This window comes from Homoserinimonas sp. A447, from assembly GCF_054489325.1.
The window spans coordinates 1,191,959-1,206,681 of the sequence record NZ_JBTMWW010000001.1; the positions used below are offsets into that span (position 1 = coordinate 1,191,959).

Annotated in this window: 11 protein-coding genes; 5 read left to right on the top strand and 6 right to left on the bottom strand. The window is 64.3% G+C overall.

Annotation, left to right across the window (positions count from 1 at the left end):
• The first annotated feature begins 23 nt into the window (after nucleotides 1-23).
• The 3 genes from ACX3O0_RS05750 to ACX3O0_RS05760 are packed head-to-tail and all read left to right on the top strand — an operon-like array spanning nucleotide 24 to nucleotide 3,270.
• Nucleotides 24-2,015, top strand: coding sequence for a sensor histidine kinase (locus tag ACX3O0_RS05750; protein ID WP_459092137.1), 1,992 nt, complete (start codon nucleotides 24-26; stop codon nucleotides 2,013-2,015).
• The gene (locus tag ACX3O0_RS05755; protein ID WP_459107074.1) at nucleotides 2,012-2,698 is read left to right on the top strand and encodes a response regulator; all 687 of its coding nucleotides are present in this window, start codon (nucleotides 2,012-2,014) and stop codon (nucleotides 2,696-2,698) included. The genes ACX3O0_RS05750 and ACX3O0_RS05755 overlap by 4 nt, the downstream gene beginning before the upstream one ends.
• A 47-nt stretch (nucleotides 2,699-2,745) precedes the next feature.
• Nucleotides 2,746-3,270 (top strand): hypothetical protein, encoded by a 525-nt coding sequence (locus ACX3O0_RS05760; RefSeq protein ID WP_459092133.1) that lies wholly within the window; start codon nucleotides 2,746-2,748, stop codon nucleotides 3,268-3,270.
• Between the two features lie 93 nt (nucleotides 3,271-3,363).
• Here the strand turns inward: ACX3O0_RS05760 and ACX3O0_RS05765 are convergent, their stop codons facing one another.
• The 4 genes from ACX3O0_RS05765 to ACX3O0_RS05780 form a co-directional block, all read right to left on the bottom strand.
• Nucleotides 3,364-6,366: an alpha-mannosidase gene (locus tag ACX3O0_RS05765; RefSeq protein ID WP_459107075.1), complete on the bottom strand. Its 3,003-nt coding sequence runs from the start codon at nucleotides 6,364-6,366 to the stop codon at nucleotides 3,364-3,366.
• 36 nt (nucleotides 6,367-6,402) lie between these two features.
• Nucleotides 6,403-7,224, bottom strand: coding sequence for a carbohydrate ABC transporter permease (locus ACX3O0_RS05770; RefSeq protein WP_459107076.1), 822 nt, complete (start codon nucleotides 7,222-7,224; stop codon nucleotides 6,403-6,405).
• Nucleotides 7,221-8,141, bottom strand: coding sequence for a carbohydrate ABC transporter permease (locus tag ACX3O0_RS05775; protein WP_459107077.1), 921 nt, complete (start codon nucleotides 8,139-8,141; stop codon nucleotides 7,221-7,223). The genes ACX3O0_RS05770 and ACX3O0_RS05775 overlap by 4 nt, the downstream gene beginning before the upstream one ends.
• 88 nt (nucleotides 8,142-8,229) lie before the next feature.
• Nucleotides 8,230-9,480, bottom strand: a complete 1,251-nt coding sequence (locus ACX3O0_RS05780) for an ABC transporter substrate-binding protein (protein WP_459107078.1) — start codon at nucleotides 9,478-9,480, stop codon at nucleotides 8,230-8,232.
• A 182-nt stretch (nucleotides 9,481-9,662) separates the two neighbouring features.
• Here ACX3O0_RS05780 and ACX3O0_RS05785 point away from each other — a divergent pair, with 182 nt between their 5' ends.
• Both ACX3O0_RS05785 and ACX3O0_RS05790 read left to right on the top strand, forming a co-directional pair.
• Nucleotides 9,663-10,877 (top strand): Gfo/Idh/MocA family protein, encoded by a 1,215-nt coding sequence (locus ACX3O0_RS05785; protein WP_459092123.1) that lies wholly within the window; start codon nucleotides 9,663-9,665, stop codon nucleotides 10,875-10,877.
• A gap of 60 nt (nucleotides 10,878-10,937) precedes the next feature.
• Nucleotides 10,938-11,972, top strand: a complete 1,035-nt coding sequence (locus ACX3O0_RS05790; protein WP_459092121.1) for a LacI family DNA-binding transcriptional regulator — start codon at nucleotides 10,938-10,940, stop codon at nucleotides 11,970-11,972.
• Nucleotides 11,973-11,978: 6 nt separating this feature from the next.
• Here ACX3O0_RS05790 and ACX3O0_RS05795 read toward each other — a convergent pair whose 3' ends face one another.
• Together ACX3O0_RS05795 and ACX3O0_RS05800 are read right to left on the bottom strand one after the other, a co-directional pair.
• Nucleotides 11,979-12,623: a response regulator gene (locus tag ACX3O0_RS05795; RefSeq protein WP_459092119.1), complete on the bottom strand. Its 645-nt coding sequence runs from the start codon at nucleotides 12,621-12,623 to the stop codon at nucleotides 11,979-11,981.
• Nucleotides 12,620-14,641, bottom strand: a complete 2,022-nt coding sequence (locus tag ACX3O0_RS05800) for a sensor histidine kinase (RefSeq protein ID WP_459092117.1) — start codon at nucleotides 14,639-14,641, stop codon at nucleotides 12,620-12,622. The genes ACX3O0_RS05795 and ACX3O0_RS05800 overlap by 4 nt, the downstream gene beginning before the upstream one ends.
• Between the last annotated feature and the right edge of the window lie 82 nt (nucleotides 14,642-14,723).

Below are 14,723 nucleotides of genomic sequence, written 5' to 3' on the forward strand. Positions count from 1 at the left end.
CCACCATCGAATATGGTGAACTCGTGCGATCACGGAGAGCACCTCTCGAGACCACCGGACCCGATGTCGTGCTCGGTGTGGCCCTCGGCGCGGTCGGAGTCGCCGAGACCTTCGTGGTGCTCGGTGGTTCCCAGTCGCAATTCGCCGTGGTGGCTCTTTCGATGGCCGCTCCAATCATTTGGCGGCGCGCCCACCCCTATATCGTTTCGAGCGTTTTGGTCCTTGCGCTCGTCGCCCAGCTGGCGTTCGCGAGCATTCGGGTTTTCGACCAGACCTTCACTGGGTACGTGTGCATCGTCATCGCAATGTATTCGGTGGGCCGCCACGGGGGCGACCGCAGGCCCGGCGTCATCGGCCTGTGCGTTCTGACGACTGGGGTCACGATCGCCCTGCACGATGCAAGTCTGGTATCAGGCATGCTGGCGCTGATCCTCACGCTCGTACCTGCGTTGCTAGGGGCTGCCATTCAGGCTCGGATCAGAATCACATCTGTTCTGGAGGAGCAATCCGCCTTGCTGGCCGCATCGGCCGAGGTCGTGGCGGCGGCCGAGGCGACAACCGTACGCTCACAGCTTGCGGCCCAGGTCCAGATGGTGGTGAACCACGAGGTGCTCCTGATGACTGTCCAGGCGGAGGAGGCGAAGCACCTCGCCTCCAGCGACCCGATCGGCGCAGCCGAGTTGATCGCCGCCGTGGAGCATCGCGGCCGCAGAGCGTTGACCGACTTGCGCCGACTTGTCGGCATCATGCGGGAAGGAGATGACGGTGCCACACTTCCTCCTGCTGATTCATCTGGGTCCTCGGGGGCTCCAGAGATCGACCGGACGCCGACATCCGCTGCGACCTCGCGGCCGGAGCGGCACGGGATCGCTCCGGCCGCGCGCTGGGTTTCCACTGCAGGCGCGATGATCCTCGTCGCAATAGCCGCCGCTGAATCAGGGTTTCTCGCTGGCGGGCGATCGGAACCGGTGGCTATTGCATCGCTGACCGGTGCGTTGATCGCCGCACCACTCCTGATGCGGCGGGCCTACCCACTCGGAGCCTCGGTTGCCTGCTGGGTCATCGCCGGCGGACTCGCAGCTTTCCTCCCTGTGCCTTTCTTTTCCCTCTCGCTCATCGCCGTCCTGCTGGCGTACTCAGTTGGTGCGTTCTCGGCGGGGCTACGAAGTGTGATGGGTGTGACGATCGGGCTGTGCGGCGTCATCGCGGTGAACGTTCTGTCGGGAATTGAGCAGTGGGGCGATTATGCGTTTCCGGCCGCCCTGGTCGCGGCTGCCTGGTTCGCCGGAAAGATGGTTGCCAAGCAGGGGCGCCTGACTGCCGCAGCAGTCGATCGAGCAGAAGAGGTCAAGCGTCTCCGGGATCTGCGAGCGGCCACGGCCGCTATGAGCGAGCGGCTCCTCATCGCACGAGAGCTGCACGACGTCGTCGCGCACACTCTGATGGTCATGGTGGTGCAGTGCGGTGCGGCCAGACGCACCCTGGAAGCAGGCAGGGCCGGTTGGCCGGAAGCTCTCGACATCGTCATGAGCACAGGCGCCTCGGCCTCCGCCGAACTGGACCGTCTGATGTCGGTCGATCCGGGCACCCCGGGAATTGCGGGCGTCCCTGGGCTCGATCAGGTGCCGTCTCTCGCGGAGCGAATCCGAACGGCGGGGTGCGAAGTCGAACTGCGAATCGGTGCCGACACAACCGCGCTTGGCAACGACCTGCAGTCGACCGTGTACCGAATCGTGCAGGAGGCCCTCACCAACGTCCTCCGGCACTCCGGCCCGACCCACGTTCTGGTGCTCATCGAGCGTCGAGCGGAGCACCTCGTCGTGGTGGTCAGCGACGCAGGTTCCAGAATGCCGCGATCCGACCGGCCCGATGGTAACGGCAACGGCATCGCCGGAATGCAGGAACGCGCACGCCTTCACGGCGGACAATTGAGTGCTCATCCACTGGCCGGCGGTGGATTCGTCGTGCGGGCGACGCTACCCACAAGTGTGATGGCGCAAGAGCAACCAGCATGATGCCTGATCCGAAGGGAATCGTGCGTGTGGTGATCGCGGACGATCAGGCGCTGGTTCGCACCGGACTTCGCCTCATCCTCGAGGCGGAACCCGACATCGAGGTGGTAGGTGAAGCGGAAGACGGCGCCGAGGCCGTCGAATTGGTCGCCAGATTGAAGCCGCGCGTCGCCCTACTGGACATCCAGATGCCAGTTCTTGACGGTCTTGAGGCGGCCAAGCAGATCCTGGGAGTTGCGCAACAGGAAACGGTTCGCGTCCTCATGCTCACAACCTTTGATCACCGCGAGTACGTTTACGAAGCCTTGCGCCTCGGTGCGAGCGGCTTCCTGCTCAAAGACACTCCAGCGGAGCACCTTGCCGCTGGGGTTCGTTCAGTGGCGCGTGGCGAGGCATTGCTCGCGCCGACGATCACGCGCCAACTGATCGAAGCATTCATCAGCCAGCCGTCGCCGGGAGAACACCCAACGTCGGTGATTCTCGATAGCCTCACCGTTCGGGAGCGTCAGATCTTCACGCTCCTGTCCCGGGGCCTCTCCAACCAGGAAATCGCACGAGACCTCTTCCTCGGCGAGACCACCGTCAAGACCCACGTCACACGAATACTCACCAAGCTGAACCTGCGGGACCGGATCCAGGCCGTGATCCTTGCTTATGAAGTCGGGGTTGCCAGGCCCCGGGCGTAAAGCCTGGATCCGCCTGTGCCGTTTCACGCAGTCTTAGACTCAGGACCGTGGACGATGCAGAGACCAGCGGCAGCATCCGCCGAACCATTACGACCGCGGTAGAGCGACTGCGGGCTGCGGATGCCCGTGATGAGGCCCTCGCGATCCTCGTCCCCCGCAGGCGCGTGATGCTGTTCATGAAGGAGGCGTCGTTCATACCGCTCGACCGGGTCTGGCGGCTCGGGGTGTTCCTGCTAGACCACGAGGCGACACTCTTCCGAGCCGGATCGACGACTCGCGCGGTGGCACCCGGCTATCCGGGCTTCCAGTCGAACTCAGCCGAGGAGCGTCGCGGCTATCGTGCCGCAGCGTTCAAGGGGCCCTTCTCCCCCGGCGAGACCGTGAACTTCGGTGCCGAGGTGATCGACCTCGATGTCGACGCCCTCCGCGATTCCCCTGGCCCGTTGTTCGTCGCGGACGGCAAGCCACTGGTGCGCTGGAACCCGTCAGCGACCGTCGAGACCTCGGTCCCCTTCGACGCCTACCTCGCCGAGCGGGTCGGCCTGCTCCTCGAACCGCCCGAGGGGGCCTGACCGCGCGATTGTTCCCGTGTGTCACAGTTGTGCCTGTTCGCCCTGACACGGTAGTGACAAGCGGGCACAATCGTCCCACGGGACCGACACGACTCAGCCTCGCCGAAATCGCAATGTCACCAGTTGGAACGGACGCAACTCCAGTCGCACCGGGCCGTTGGCATCCACGACCGCCCGACGTGGCGATCCGCGTTCGAGCAGATCCGTCTCGGTAACGTCACCATGGTCGAAATCCACAGTGAGCGTCGCTCGGGTGCGCGACCCGAACGCTTCATAGAGCCGCACAATGACGTCCCCGCTGCCGTCCTCCGCCAGCTTGACCGCCTCCACGACGGCACCGTCGCCCTCGACGCTGAACAGTGGCGCCAGAGAATCGGACGCCACATTGTCCACCCGCCTGAGCGGAACATGCAGTCGGTAGCCCTCGCGGACGGCATCCGCAATTCCCGATCCCGGTCGTAACGAAAATCCGAACACATGCCGACCGCGGTCAGACTCCGGGTCAGGATACCGAGGGGCGCGAGCAAGCGAAACACGTACGGTCGCGTTGGGCACACCATCTACGACATCCCTCGTCACGTCGTAGCCGTACGTGGCTTCGTTCGCCAGCGCGACTCCATACCCGCCCTCATCCAGCTGGAGCCAACGATGGGCTACCGTCTCGAAGCGGGCGGCATCCCACGACGTATTCGTGTGAATGTCGCGATACAAGTGTCCGTACTGAATCTCAGATGCCGCTCGTGTGGCATGGAGGTCGAGCGGAAACGCGAGTTTGAGGATTTTCTCGTCCTCGTGCCAATCGAGGTCCACTGCGACGTCGAGGGTAGGTGAGCCCGGCCTCAGTCGATAGGTGATAGCGATATTGGACCGGCCGAAAGCCCTGCTCACCTGCACGCCATCCGAAAGGAGCACGATAGATTCCACCGCAAGGATGTCCTCCACGCTGCGTCGGTAGCTCTCGTCGAGGTCCCAGGCGTTCCACTGTGTTGGAGTGTCCCGGTGAAGCTGGAGAAGGCCGGCGACCATCCGGTGCGGCACCAGTTCCCGACCAGCCGCATCGTCAACAAAGGAAGCGATGTTTCCATCAGTGTCGATTCGGACGCGGGACAGGCCGTTCTCAACGATCGTTCCCTCAGCATCAGACGTGACGGTGACCTGACCAACAGGGGCCACCGCAGCCGCCGCCGCGAATGCTGGTACAGCATCAACCGGGTACGGGCCGGCGTTCAGGTCTACGGCAAACTCCCCGTCCCCTAGCGCAGCCCTGGCGGCCGTGTCTATCAACGCCTCAAGTTCGGCGTGCACCTTGCGGTAACTCTCCTCCGCTTCCCTATGAACCCAGCGGATCGAGGTACCGGGAAGGATGTCATGGAACTGCAACAGCAGCACCTCGCGCCACAATCGCTGAAGCTCGGCGGTCGGGTAGTCGAATCCGGCAGTCACCGCAGCGTGGGTCGACCAGTACTCGGCCTGACGCAGCAGGCTCTCGCTCAGCCGGTTGCCACGCTTGAGCTCGATCTGGGTCGTCGCTACCCCGCGATGGAACTCCAGGTAGAGCTCCCCCACCCATACGGGAGGTTTCTCATACTCGGCAGAGGCCTCCTCGAAGAACCGCTGTGGGGTTGACAGTTCGACTCGAGGCGACCCCTCCAGATCAGCAAATCTTCTGGCGGAGGCGAGCATCTCGCGGGTCGGCCCGCCACCGCCATCGCCCCAGCCGAACGGAAGCAGGGAGACTTTGCTGGCGCCCTTGTCACGGAACTGGCGTTCAGCGCGGTGCAACTCCTCGGCCGACACCATCGAGTTGTAAGTGTCGGCCGGCGGGAAGTGCGTGAATATTCTGCTGCCGTCGATGCCCTCCCAGAGGAAGGTGTGGTGCGGAAAGACGTTGGTGTCGTTCCAGGAGATCTTCTGGGTCAGAAAGTAGTCGGCACCACCGGCAATCGCGATCTGCGGGAGGGCGCCGCTGTATCCGAACGAGTCGGGCAGCCACACCTCGCGCGGCTCGACCCCGAACTCCTCGGCAAAGAACTTCTTGCCCTCGACGAATTGGCGCGCGAGCGACTCGCCACTCGGCAGATTCGAGTCGGGCTCCACCCACTGTCCGCCAACGGGAACGAAGCGCCCGCCCGCCACGGCGGCCACGACGCGCGCGAAGAGTTCCGGATAGTCCTGTTTGATCCACGCGAACTGCTGGGCGGAGCCGGCAGCGAAGATGAAGTCCGGATGCTGTTCCTGCAACCGCAGAACATTGCTGAAGGTGCGGGCAACCTTGCGTCGCGTCTCACGTAACGGCCACAGCCAGGCGCTGTCGATGTGGGCGTGCCCGACCGCGTGAACACGGTGGGCGGAGGTCACGGCGGGACTTGCGAGCACTGTAGAGAGTGCGTCTCGCCCGGCATCGGCGGTTCCGTGAAGATCGACCGGGTCGAGAACGTCCAGCGCCTGGTCGATGGCCCGCAACACCTCGGCCAAGCGTGGTGACGCTGCTGGCAGTTCCTGCGCCAGCGAGCCCAGCGCGCGAAAGTCCTGCAACAGCTCCCACACGGCTAGGTCCAGCACGGCGATTCGCACGTCGCGCAGAACGTAGAGCGGACCCGGCTGCGCAGTGGCCTTGTCGCCGTTGGGGGTCTCACGAAATGTGAACCCCTGTGCCACGTCCGGGTTGCTCGCCGCTTCGAGGTAGAACTCGAACGGTTCGCCTGCCTGGACGGATACGGCAACCGAGCGATTGAGCGGTTCGAGGGCGCTCACGACCGAACCGTCCGGGTCGAAGACCAGAGCCTCGGACTGGAATCCGGGAATGCCGGGCGTGAAACCGAGGTCGACAACAAGCTCAAGGCGGTCTTCCGCCCCGATCAGCCACTCGGCGGGCACCGTCCCGTTCACCCGGAACCAGGTGGTCCCCCATGCGTGACCCCACGGCGTGCCAACCGCGAACTGCCGGAACTGCTGTCTGGCTGCTTCGGTGAACGGCACCGGCTCATCCGGCGCTTTCCAGCTGTGCACCTCGACCGGCGCAGTTGCGCGGTATTGCGCCGGCTCGAGGCGCTCGATCAGGAACCGCTGGAGGCGCGGCAGGATGTGTTTCGACATATCGTGCATAGTGTTTTCTCTCCCCGGTCGATTGCCCTACTTCTCGGAGCCGGCGACCATGCCCTTGATGAAGTACCGCTGCAACACGAGGTAGGCGATCAGCACCGGCAGCACCGAAAGCAGGGCCGCTGCGGCGGCAGCGCCCAAGTTGCTGCCCTGGCTGGCGAAGAAGGTGCCGATGGTCGGTGCGATCGTTCGAACGGCCGGGTCGCGCAACACGAAGACGCTCAGCGCATACTCGTTCCACACGGTCACGCTGGTGAGGATGATCACGGTTGCGGTCACCGGCTTCAGCATCGGGAAGACCACCCGGAAGAGCAATTGCAGCAGGTTGGCCCCGTCAACGGTCGCGGCCTCCTCGATTGAGATCGGAAGGCTGCGCATGAAGGCCGTGTAAAGGAACACCGCGAGCGGCAGCTGGGAGGTGACCATGATGACGATTGCGCCCCAGTAGGTGTTGGTCCCACCGATCTGGTTGAGCAGCGTGTACAGCGGAACCAGAATGCTCAGCGGCGGCACCATGATGAGCGCGACAATCCCACCCAGCACGATCTTGTTGCCGAGGGTCGGCCGCCGGGCCAGCGGGTATGCGGCGAGAGCACCGAGAATGCAGATGAGCGCAGTGCTGACCACAGTGATGATCGCGCTGTTTCCGATGGCGCGCAGGATGCCGCCATCCTCGATCGCCACCGTGAAGTTCTCCCAGAAGATGCCCTCGACCGGCGGCAACCATTGCGAACTGAGGTTGCTGCGCGGCTTGAGTGCCGTCGTCAGCGCGATGTAAAACGGCAGCAACTGGATGGTGATCGCGACCAGCAAACCGACCGCGATGCCGGCACGGATGAGGATACGCTTCACTGCGCCTCCAGCCGCTTGCGGTTCAACAGGAAGTTGAAGATCAGCGTGAATAGCGCGATGACCAGGAACAGCACTATGCCCATGGCAGAGGCATAGCCTGCCGCCTGATTGTCGAAGTACACCGCGCTGATCAGGGTCGAGACGGATTCCGTCGAGTACCCGGGACCACCGCCGGTGAGCACCTGAATCACATCGAACAGCTTCAGTCCGCCGATCAGGTTCAAAACGATGCTGGTGGCGAATGCCGGTTGCAGCAAAGGCAGGGTGATGCTCTTGAATTGCTGCCAGGCGTTGGCGCCGTCGATGCGGGCTGCCTCGAAATATTCGGTGGGGATCGATTGCAGACCCGCCAGGTAGATCACCATGGAGATCCCGACGAACTGGGCGGAGTTGACCAATACGATGATCGCTATGGCCGCCCCGGAGTCGCTGAGCCAGGCGACGCGCTCACCGCCGAACGCGATCACGAGGTCGTTGAGTCCGCCGTAGTTGTAGGAGAAGAACAGGTAGTACATCGTTCCCATGACCACTGGGGAGACAAGCACAGGCAGGTAGATGATTGCGCGTGCCAGATTTCGCCCACGCACGGCACGGTCGAGGGCGAGTGCCAGGGCGAGGCCGATCACCTGCTGAATCAGCGTGCTGCCGAAGCCGTAGATGAAGGTATTCACCAGGGAGGTGTGGAACACCTCATCGGTGAAGAGCCGCTCATAGTTCGCCGCTCCGACGAAACTGCGCGACGCGCTGTACCCGTTCCAGTTGGAGAGCGAAAGGATGACGCCGTTGATGAGCGGATACAGCGTGAATGCGCCGAAGAGGATGAGTGCGGGCAGGTAGAAGAAGTTGACTCGACGGGACGCGAGCGGAGTGCCGGGCTTGGACTTCCGGCGCTTCGCCTGGGTCGCGGTGCTCGTCATCGTCACATCCTTGTTGTCACTCTCCCGGGGCTGCGTCAGCAATCTGGATCGGGTGCGGATTTGCTAGCCATCCGCACCCGATCCCGATCTATTTGGCGCTGAGCGTCGCGTACTGGTTCTCCACCTGCTTCACCGCAGTTGGAACGTCCGACTGCCCGGTGATGATCGCATCCGTTGTCGTCACCATGGTGTCCCACATTCCGCCCGGAAGGTAGACACGGTCGAAGTACGGTTCGAGGCGGAAGTCGCCTCCCTCGACGAACTGCTCATAGCTGGCGGTGAGCGGCCCGAGGTCGGCCGTGGCGTTGGTCAGGCCTGGGATGCCGCCGATTGCGGTCGCCAGGGTTGATGCGTTGTCGGGCTCGGCGAGGAATGCCAGGTAGTCAAGGGCGACATCCTTGTGGTCGGAAGTGCGCGACACACCGTAAGCGTGGCCTTCACCGCCGATGAGGTAAGGCTCGGTGACGAATCCCGGAACGGGGAAGTAGCCCAGCTGCGCATCCGGGTTGAACCCGAGGGCACTTGCGACGAGGTAGTTCTGCACGAAAACGAAGCCGGTGGTGCCGTCAGCGAGGGAGCGTGCGATGTCGTCCTGGCTCGCTGAGGAGTAGTCGGCATTGAAGTAGCCGCTGTCCGACCAGCTCTTGACCTTCTCAAGGAAGGTGCTGTAGCCATCTGCCTGGAACTCACCGTCGGCGAGGCTCGACAGCTCATCTTCCGTGTAGGCACCCGAGGCGAGGAAGTCTGCCACATTGCCTGCGAACCAGCTGTCCTTTCCGGAGGCAGTGATCGGTGTGACCCCTGCCGCCTTCAGCGTCGCAGCCGCCTCATCGAAGGCCTCCCACGTCGTCAGCGTGGCAGGATCGATTCCTGCTTCATCCAGCACCGTCTTGTTGTAGACGATGCCCGCCACATCCGTCACCGCGGGAAACGCGAAGAACTGTCCGTCAGCGTTGCTCATGGCCGGTTCGAGCGCTTCATTGAAGTGCTCTGCCCAGGGCTGTGTGTCGAGGGGTTCGAGGAATTCGCTGTAGCGCAGCAGTGACCAGCCGTGGGTCGCCCAGATATCGGGAATGTCGTTGCTCGACAGTCGCACGGTCATGTCGGCTTCGTAGGTGTTCGTCATCGGAACCAGATCGATCGTGACACCGGGGTTGGCGTCCTGGAACGCTTCGGTGATCGTGGTCAGCTCGGTGAGGATTGGGTCGCTGGTGCCGAGTCCGGTCTGGAACTCGAGAGTGACGTCGCCATCACCACCTTCACCTGCGCTACACCCGGTAAGGGCGAGGGCGGATGCCACGACGAGCGCCGCAGCTCTTGCATAGGACTTCTTTGTCATGTCGTACTCCTGGTGTCGAGAGTGCTCCGGTGTGGAAGGGCTGTCCGGACGTGCTTAATCTACCCGCGTAGACTACTCGATGCAACAATCGTTAACTACTATCAGTTCCCGTGAGTTGACGCGCGTAGAATGGGCGTTGGCACTCACGTGCTGCGCCGACTTGAACGAGAAAGGGCACGACGATGAAGTTTTCGCTCGGATTCGTGGGCGCCGGTCAATTCGCCGGGCAGTTCGCGACATTGTTCCAGCATCATCCGGGCATTTCGAACGTCTACGCAACCGACCTGCTGCCTGAGCGCGCAGACAGCATGGTGACCGAGCTGGGCCTCGCCGGCACCTTCGACAGCTTCGACCAGATGATCGCCTCCCCCGACATCGATGCCGTGGCGATATTCACCCAGCGCTGGACTCACGGGCGCCTCGTCGTCAAAGCCCTTCGTGCGGGAAAGCACGTGTACTCGGCGGTCCCGATGGCGATCTCGGAAACAGAGATCCGCGACATCATCACCGCGGTGCGTGAAACCGGACTGGTCTACATGATGGGTGAGACCAGTTTCTACAATCCTGCAACCGTCTACGCCAGGCAGCGAATCGCCGATGGCGGCTTCGGACGTCTCTTCTACGCCGAAGGTGACTACGTGCATGACATGGACCTCGGATTCTATGAGGCCTACCGCTATAGCGGGGGCGACGGCTGGCGCGCGACCGCAAGTTACCCACCCATGCTTTACCCGACCCACTCCATCGGCGGCGTGCTCGGAGCCTGGGATACTCATGCGACGGCTGTCAGCTGCGTCGGAGTGGTCGATCGCCGAGGCGATGGAGTCTTCGACCGCGAGATCAGCCAATTCGGAAACGATTTCTCCAACGCGACCGCGTTGTTCGAACTTGCCGCTGGCGGCTCGATGCGCATTAACGAGTTTCGCCGGGTCGGATATCCGTCCCACCTGAGGGAGTCGCGGTTCCGCTTTTTCGGCACCGAGGGAAGCTTCGAACAACTGGCTACCGTGACCTTCTGGCAAACGAAAGACGGCGTCGAAGACATCTCCCCGCTGGTGGAGTCGACAGCTTCACTGCCCCTGGACGACCCTTCCCTGGTCCATGTCGACCCAGCACTGCGCGAGGGCTTCGTTTCGGGATACGCCCCGGTGCACGACTCCACCCGCATTCCCTCTGCCGTTCGCAGTCTTCCCAACGGGCACGAGGGCAGCCATCATTTTCTCGCGGACGACTTCGTGACGGCTGTCGTATCGAATTCGCTTCCACCTGTGAACGCCTGGGTTGCCGCACGTTTCACCCTGCCCGGCATCGTGGCCCACGAGTCTGCCATGCGTGGGGGCGAACGGCTCGCCATCCCCGACCTGGGCAACCCTCCGTCACCGCACAACGTGCGGTAGCGTGAGTCAATTCAGACGCACAAAGGCGAGAGCACCGGACGAACGATGGCTGGCATAGAAGTGAGCAACCCGGAAATTCCGCCGCAGTCGCGCTCGCACGAGTCACGACGCATCACGCGCACCGATGTTGCCCGGTACGCCGGTGTCAGTAGTGCCGTGGTGAGCTATGTGCTCAATGGCGGGCCTAAGCCGGTGGCAGCAGCCACCCGTCTTCGAGTTCTCGACGCCATCACAGTGCTGGGATACCGCCCGAATGCCGCCGCGCGCGCGCTCAGCCGCGGTGTCGCGGACATGATCGGCATGATCGTGCCCGACAGCCGAAACCCGTACTTCGCCGAACTGGTGCATTCGGTCGACGGTGCAGCGCAGCAGCACGGATGCACATTGCTGGTGATCAATTCCGACAGCAGGCGGTCTACGACGTCAGACCACATTGCAGGGCTCGCCTCGCACCAATTGGACGGCTTAGTCGTCGCCGATACTCTCTCGCCTGCTGAGCGCCGAGTCATCGACTCTCTTGGTGTTCCTGTTGTTCTGGTCAACCAGTTCAGCGCCGACACCACCGTCGCCGCCTTCGGCGTCGACTATTCCGAGGGCGCCCGTGCCGGCGTCGAACACCTCATCGAGCACGGGCATCAGCGGATCGCTTTCATTGGCGGCGATCCGGCGATAGACCAGCGCGAGCGGGGTTGGATGGACGCCCTCACTGCCGCTGGGCTGCCACTCGGGCCCCGCTACCGCGTGGGGTTCAGCCTGGCATCCGGGTATCGCGCGGGCCGCGAGCTCGCAGACGAGGCCGAACGGCCGACCGCAGTCTTCGTTGCATCCGACCAACTTGCGTTCGCGGCTGTGTCCGCACTGCAGGAACGCGGCCTGCGCATCCCTGAGGATGTTGCAGTCGTGTCGTTCGACGGATCAGCCGAGTCGACCTATGTCTGGCCACCCCTCACCACCGTCGCGCAGCCGATCGAACGGATGGCGAAGGCCGCGATATCGAGGCTGCTTTCAGGCGAGACCGACGCCGTTTTCGAAACGTATCCGACGCACCTCATTGTGCGCCGCTCGTGTGGTTGCGAATTCGCGAACGCGCAATAGCCGAAACTACCCGGCGCCCATCCCGACATCGCGTGCCCGGGCCACAGCCTCCGCACGGCCGGTGACGTGAAGCTTGGAGAAGACGTTCGACACGTGGTTGCGCACGGTCTTGTCGCTGACGAAGAGGCGACGGGCCACCTCCGCGTTGGTGAGCCCACGTGCGACGAGGTCGAGCACCTCATGCTCGCGCGCGGTGAGTGCCGCGAACGGCCCGGAGTCCCGGCCTCCCCTGCCGGCGAAGAAAGACAGCACCCGCTCGGCGATCGCAGACGAGAACACGACCTCCCCGCGCGCGGCGGCATTCACCGAGCGCTCGATCTCTGACCGGTCTGCCCCCTTCAGCAGGTAGCCACGGGCCCCGGCTCGCAGGGCGGCGAAGATGGAGTCATCCGCCTCGAGCATCGTGAGGACCAGCACCGCCACGTCCGGCGACGCCTGGGTGATCTGCCTCGTCGCCTCCACCCCGCTCAGAACCGGCAGGTTCAAGTCCATGATGACGACGTCGGGACGAAGCTCACCGGCAAGGCGCACCGCCTCTGCGCCGTCGGCCGCTTCGCCCACCAGCTGGGTGTCCTCCATGGTGCCGATCACCGCCACCAGGCCCTCGCGATAGAGCGGATGATCGTCGACGACCAGTACGCGCACGGTCACGACAGGACCACCTCTGGACCGCCTACCAGCGCGGGCGCGGATGCCGTTCCGGGCACCGCAACGGGGATGCGCGCCACGACGCTGGTGCCTCGCCCGGTTGTCGAGAAACGCAGCTCTCCGCCGAGTTCTTCGGCGCGCAGCCTCATGGACGTGAGTCCCAACCCCTGCACCGGGTCAGTGGGCAGCCCGCATCCGTCGTCCGCGACCTCGATCACGAGGCTGTCGTCAGTCACCTTGAGGCTCACCGCGACGACGGATGCTTCGGCATGGCGTACGGCGTTGGTCACCGCTTCAGCGACGATCCGGTACGCGGCGACGTCGAGGGCGGCTGACAGCTCGGGGAGGTCGTTGACATCCGCCAGAACCGAGACCTCCGCGGTCGTCATGCGGAAGGTGAGTTCCCGAACGGATGCTGCGAGCCCGAGTTCATCGAGGGTCGGCGGGCGCAGTTCATGCACCAGCGCGCGCACAGTGTCGACCGTCGCGTTCAGTCGCGGCACGAGACGGGCGACCAGGGCAGCCGAGGCACCCGGATCATCCGGAGCCAGCGTCAATGCGGCCTCGGCCTGCAGTGCAAGCGCAGCGAGCGCCGGCCCGATGTCGTCGTGAAGGTCCCGGCGAAGCCTCCGACGCTCTTCCTCGCGCGCCACGACCACCGCCTCACGGGCCCGCTGCACCTGGTGCGCCAGCAATACCGTGTGCGCCGCCACCGCCGCCTGGGTCGCGAGCCGGGCGAGCACGCTCCGGTCGGCAGCGTCCAGTCCTCCTGCACGTTGCACCACCAGTTCCCCGCTGTGCACGCCCCCGTAGGTGAGCGATACGCGCGTGACGCTGTCCGGGGCATCCGCCTCGATCAGGCTGCCGAACACCGCGATGGTGCCATCGATCAGGGTGAGTTCGGCGCCGGATGCGCGCAGCGACCTCGTCACCTGCTCCACGACAGCGGGCAGCACGCGGGTCGACAACTCCTCCGGGTCGGATGCAGCGGCCAGCCGGTCACCGAGACGGGCCAGCGCAACATGCGGCTCCTCGACATCGCCGTGCACACGCAGGTTCGCCCATCGCTGCAGGCGGGCGTGCAACGGCAGGGCGACGAGGGCGGCCAGCGCGGTCGCAATCACCGGTGCGCCGGTCCAATCGCCCAGGATGCTGCCCAACAGCCATACGGCGGCCAGGTAGACGCCGATCACCGCCACCGACAGGGCTGCGTAGGTGATCGAGCGGGAGATGACGACATCGATCTCCCACAATCCGTGTCGCAGAACAGCGATCCCCAGGGCGATCGGCACCGGCAGCATGGCCACGCCGGCGATTACCTCGGTAGGTCCGGCGGGAAAGACGCGAGCGAGTGCCGCGAGCACCAGCGTCGCCGCCACCCCGAGCAGAATCCATTTGAGTTGCTGGCGCGCGAGGCCCGTGGAGCGACGCCAGCGCACGGCGAGTGACGCGATGGCCAGCGCAGTGGAGACGACGAGCAGAATCCCGACGACAGCGACGGTGGCCGGATGCGTCGCGAGCGGATGCCCGATCGGGTTGACCAGGTCGCGCAATTGCAGCGGGAAGTCCTGCTGGTCGTACGGCGTGATCGCCCACACTGCGGATGCCAGAATCAGCGTCCCGAACGAGAGCCACAATGCCGCACTCCAGCGCGACGATGCAACCTCGCCGCGAGGCAGCACCTGTGGCAGCACCGAGAGGATGGCGACGTAGGAGACCACCCACAGCCAGGACCCGATCCACAGCCCGAGACCGGCCAGAGGAACGTCGCCGAGCCAGGCCCACTCCATGGCCAGGAGCGCAACACCGGCGGACAGCCCAATGAGTGCCGTCAGGCGGCGAACCCACACCGCGTCGCTGCGACGCACCATCACCGACACGGCACCGTAGGCGACCGCTGTCGCCAGTCCCATGAACCAGAATGACGGCGTGTGCACGCGGTCGGATGCCGCGTTGACGGCGTGAAGAAGCGCACCGAGCATGCCGGTGACGACGGCGACGATGCCTCCTACTGCTCCCATTCGCTCATTATGGCGGCCATCGCCTCCATCGGCACGGGACAGGAAGTCCCAATCGAAGTCAGGCCCAGCTCCCCTGCCTGAC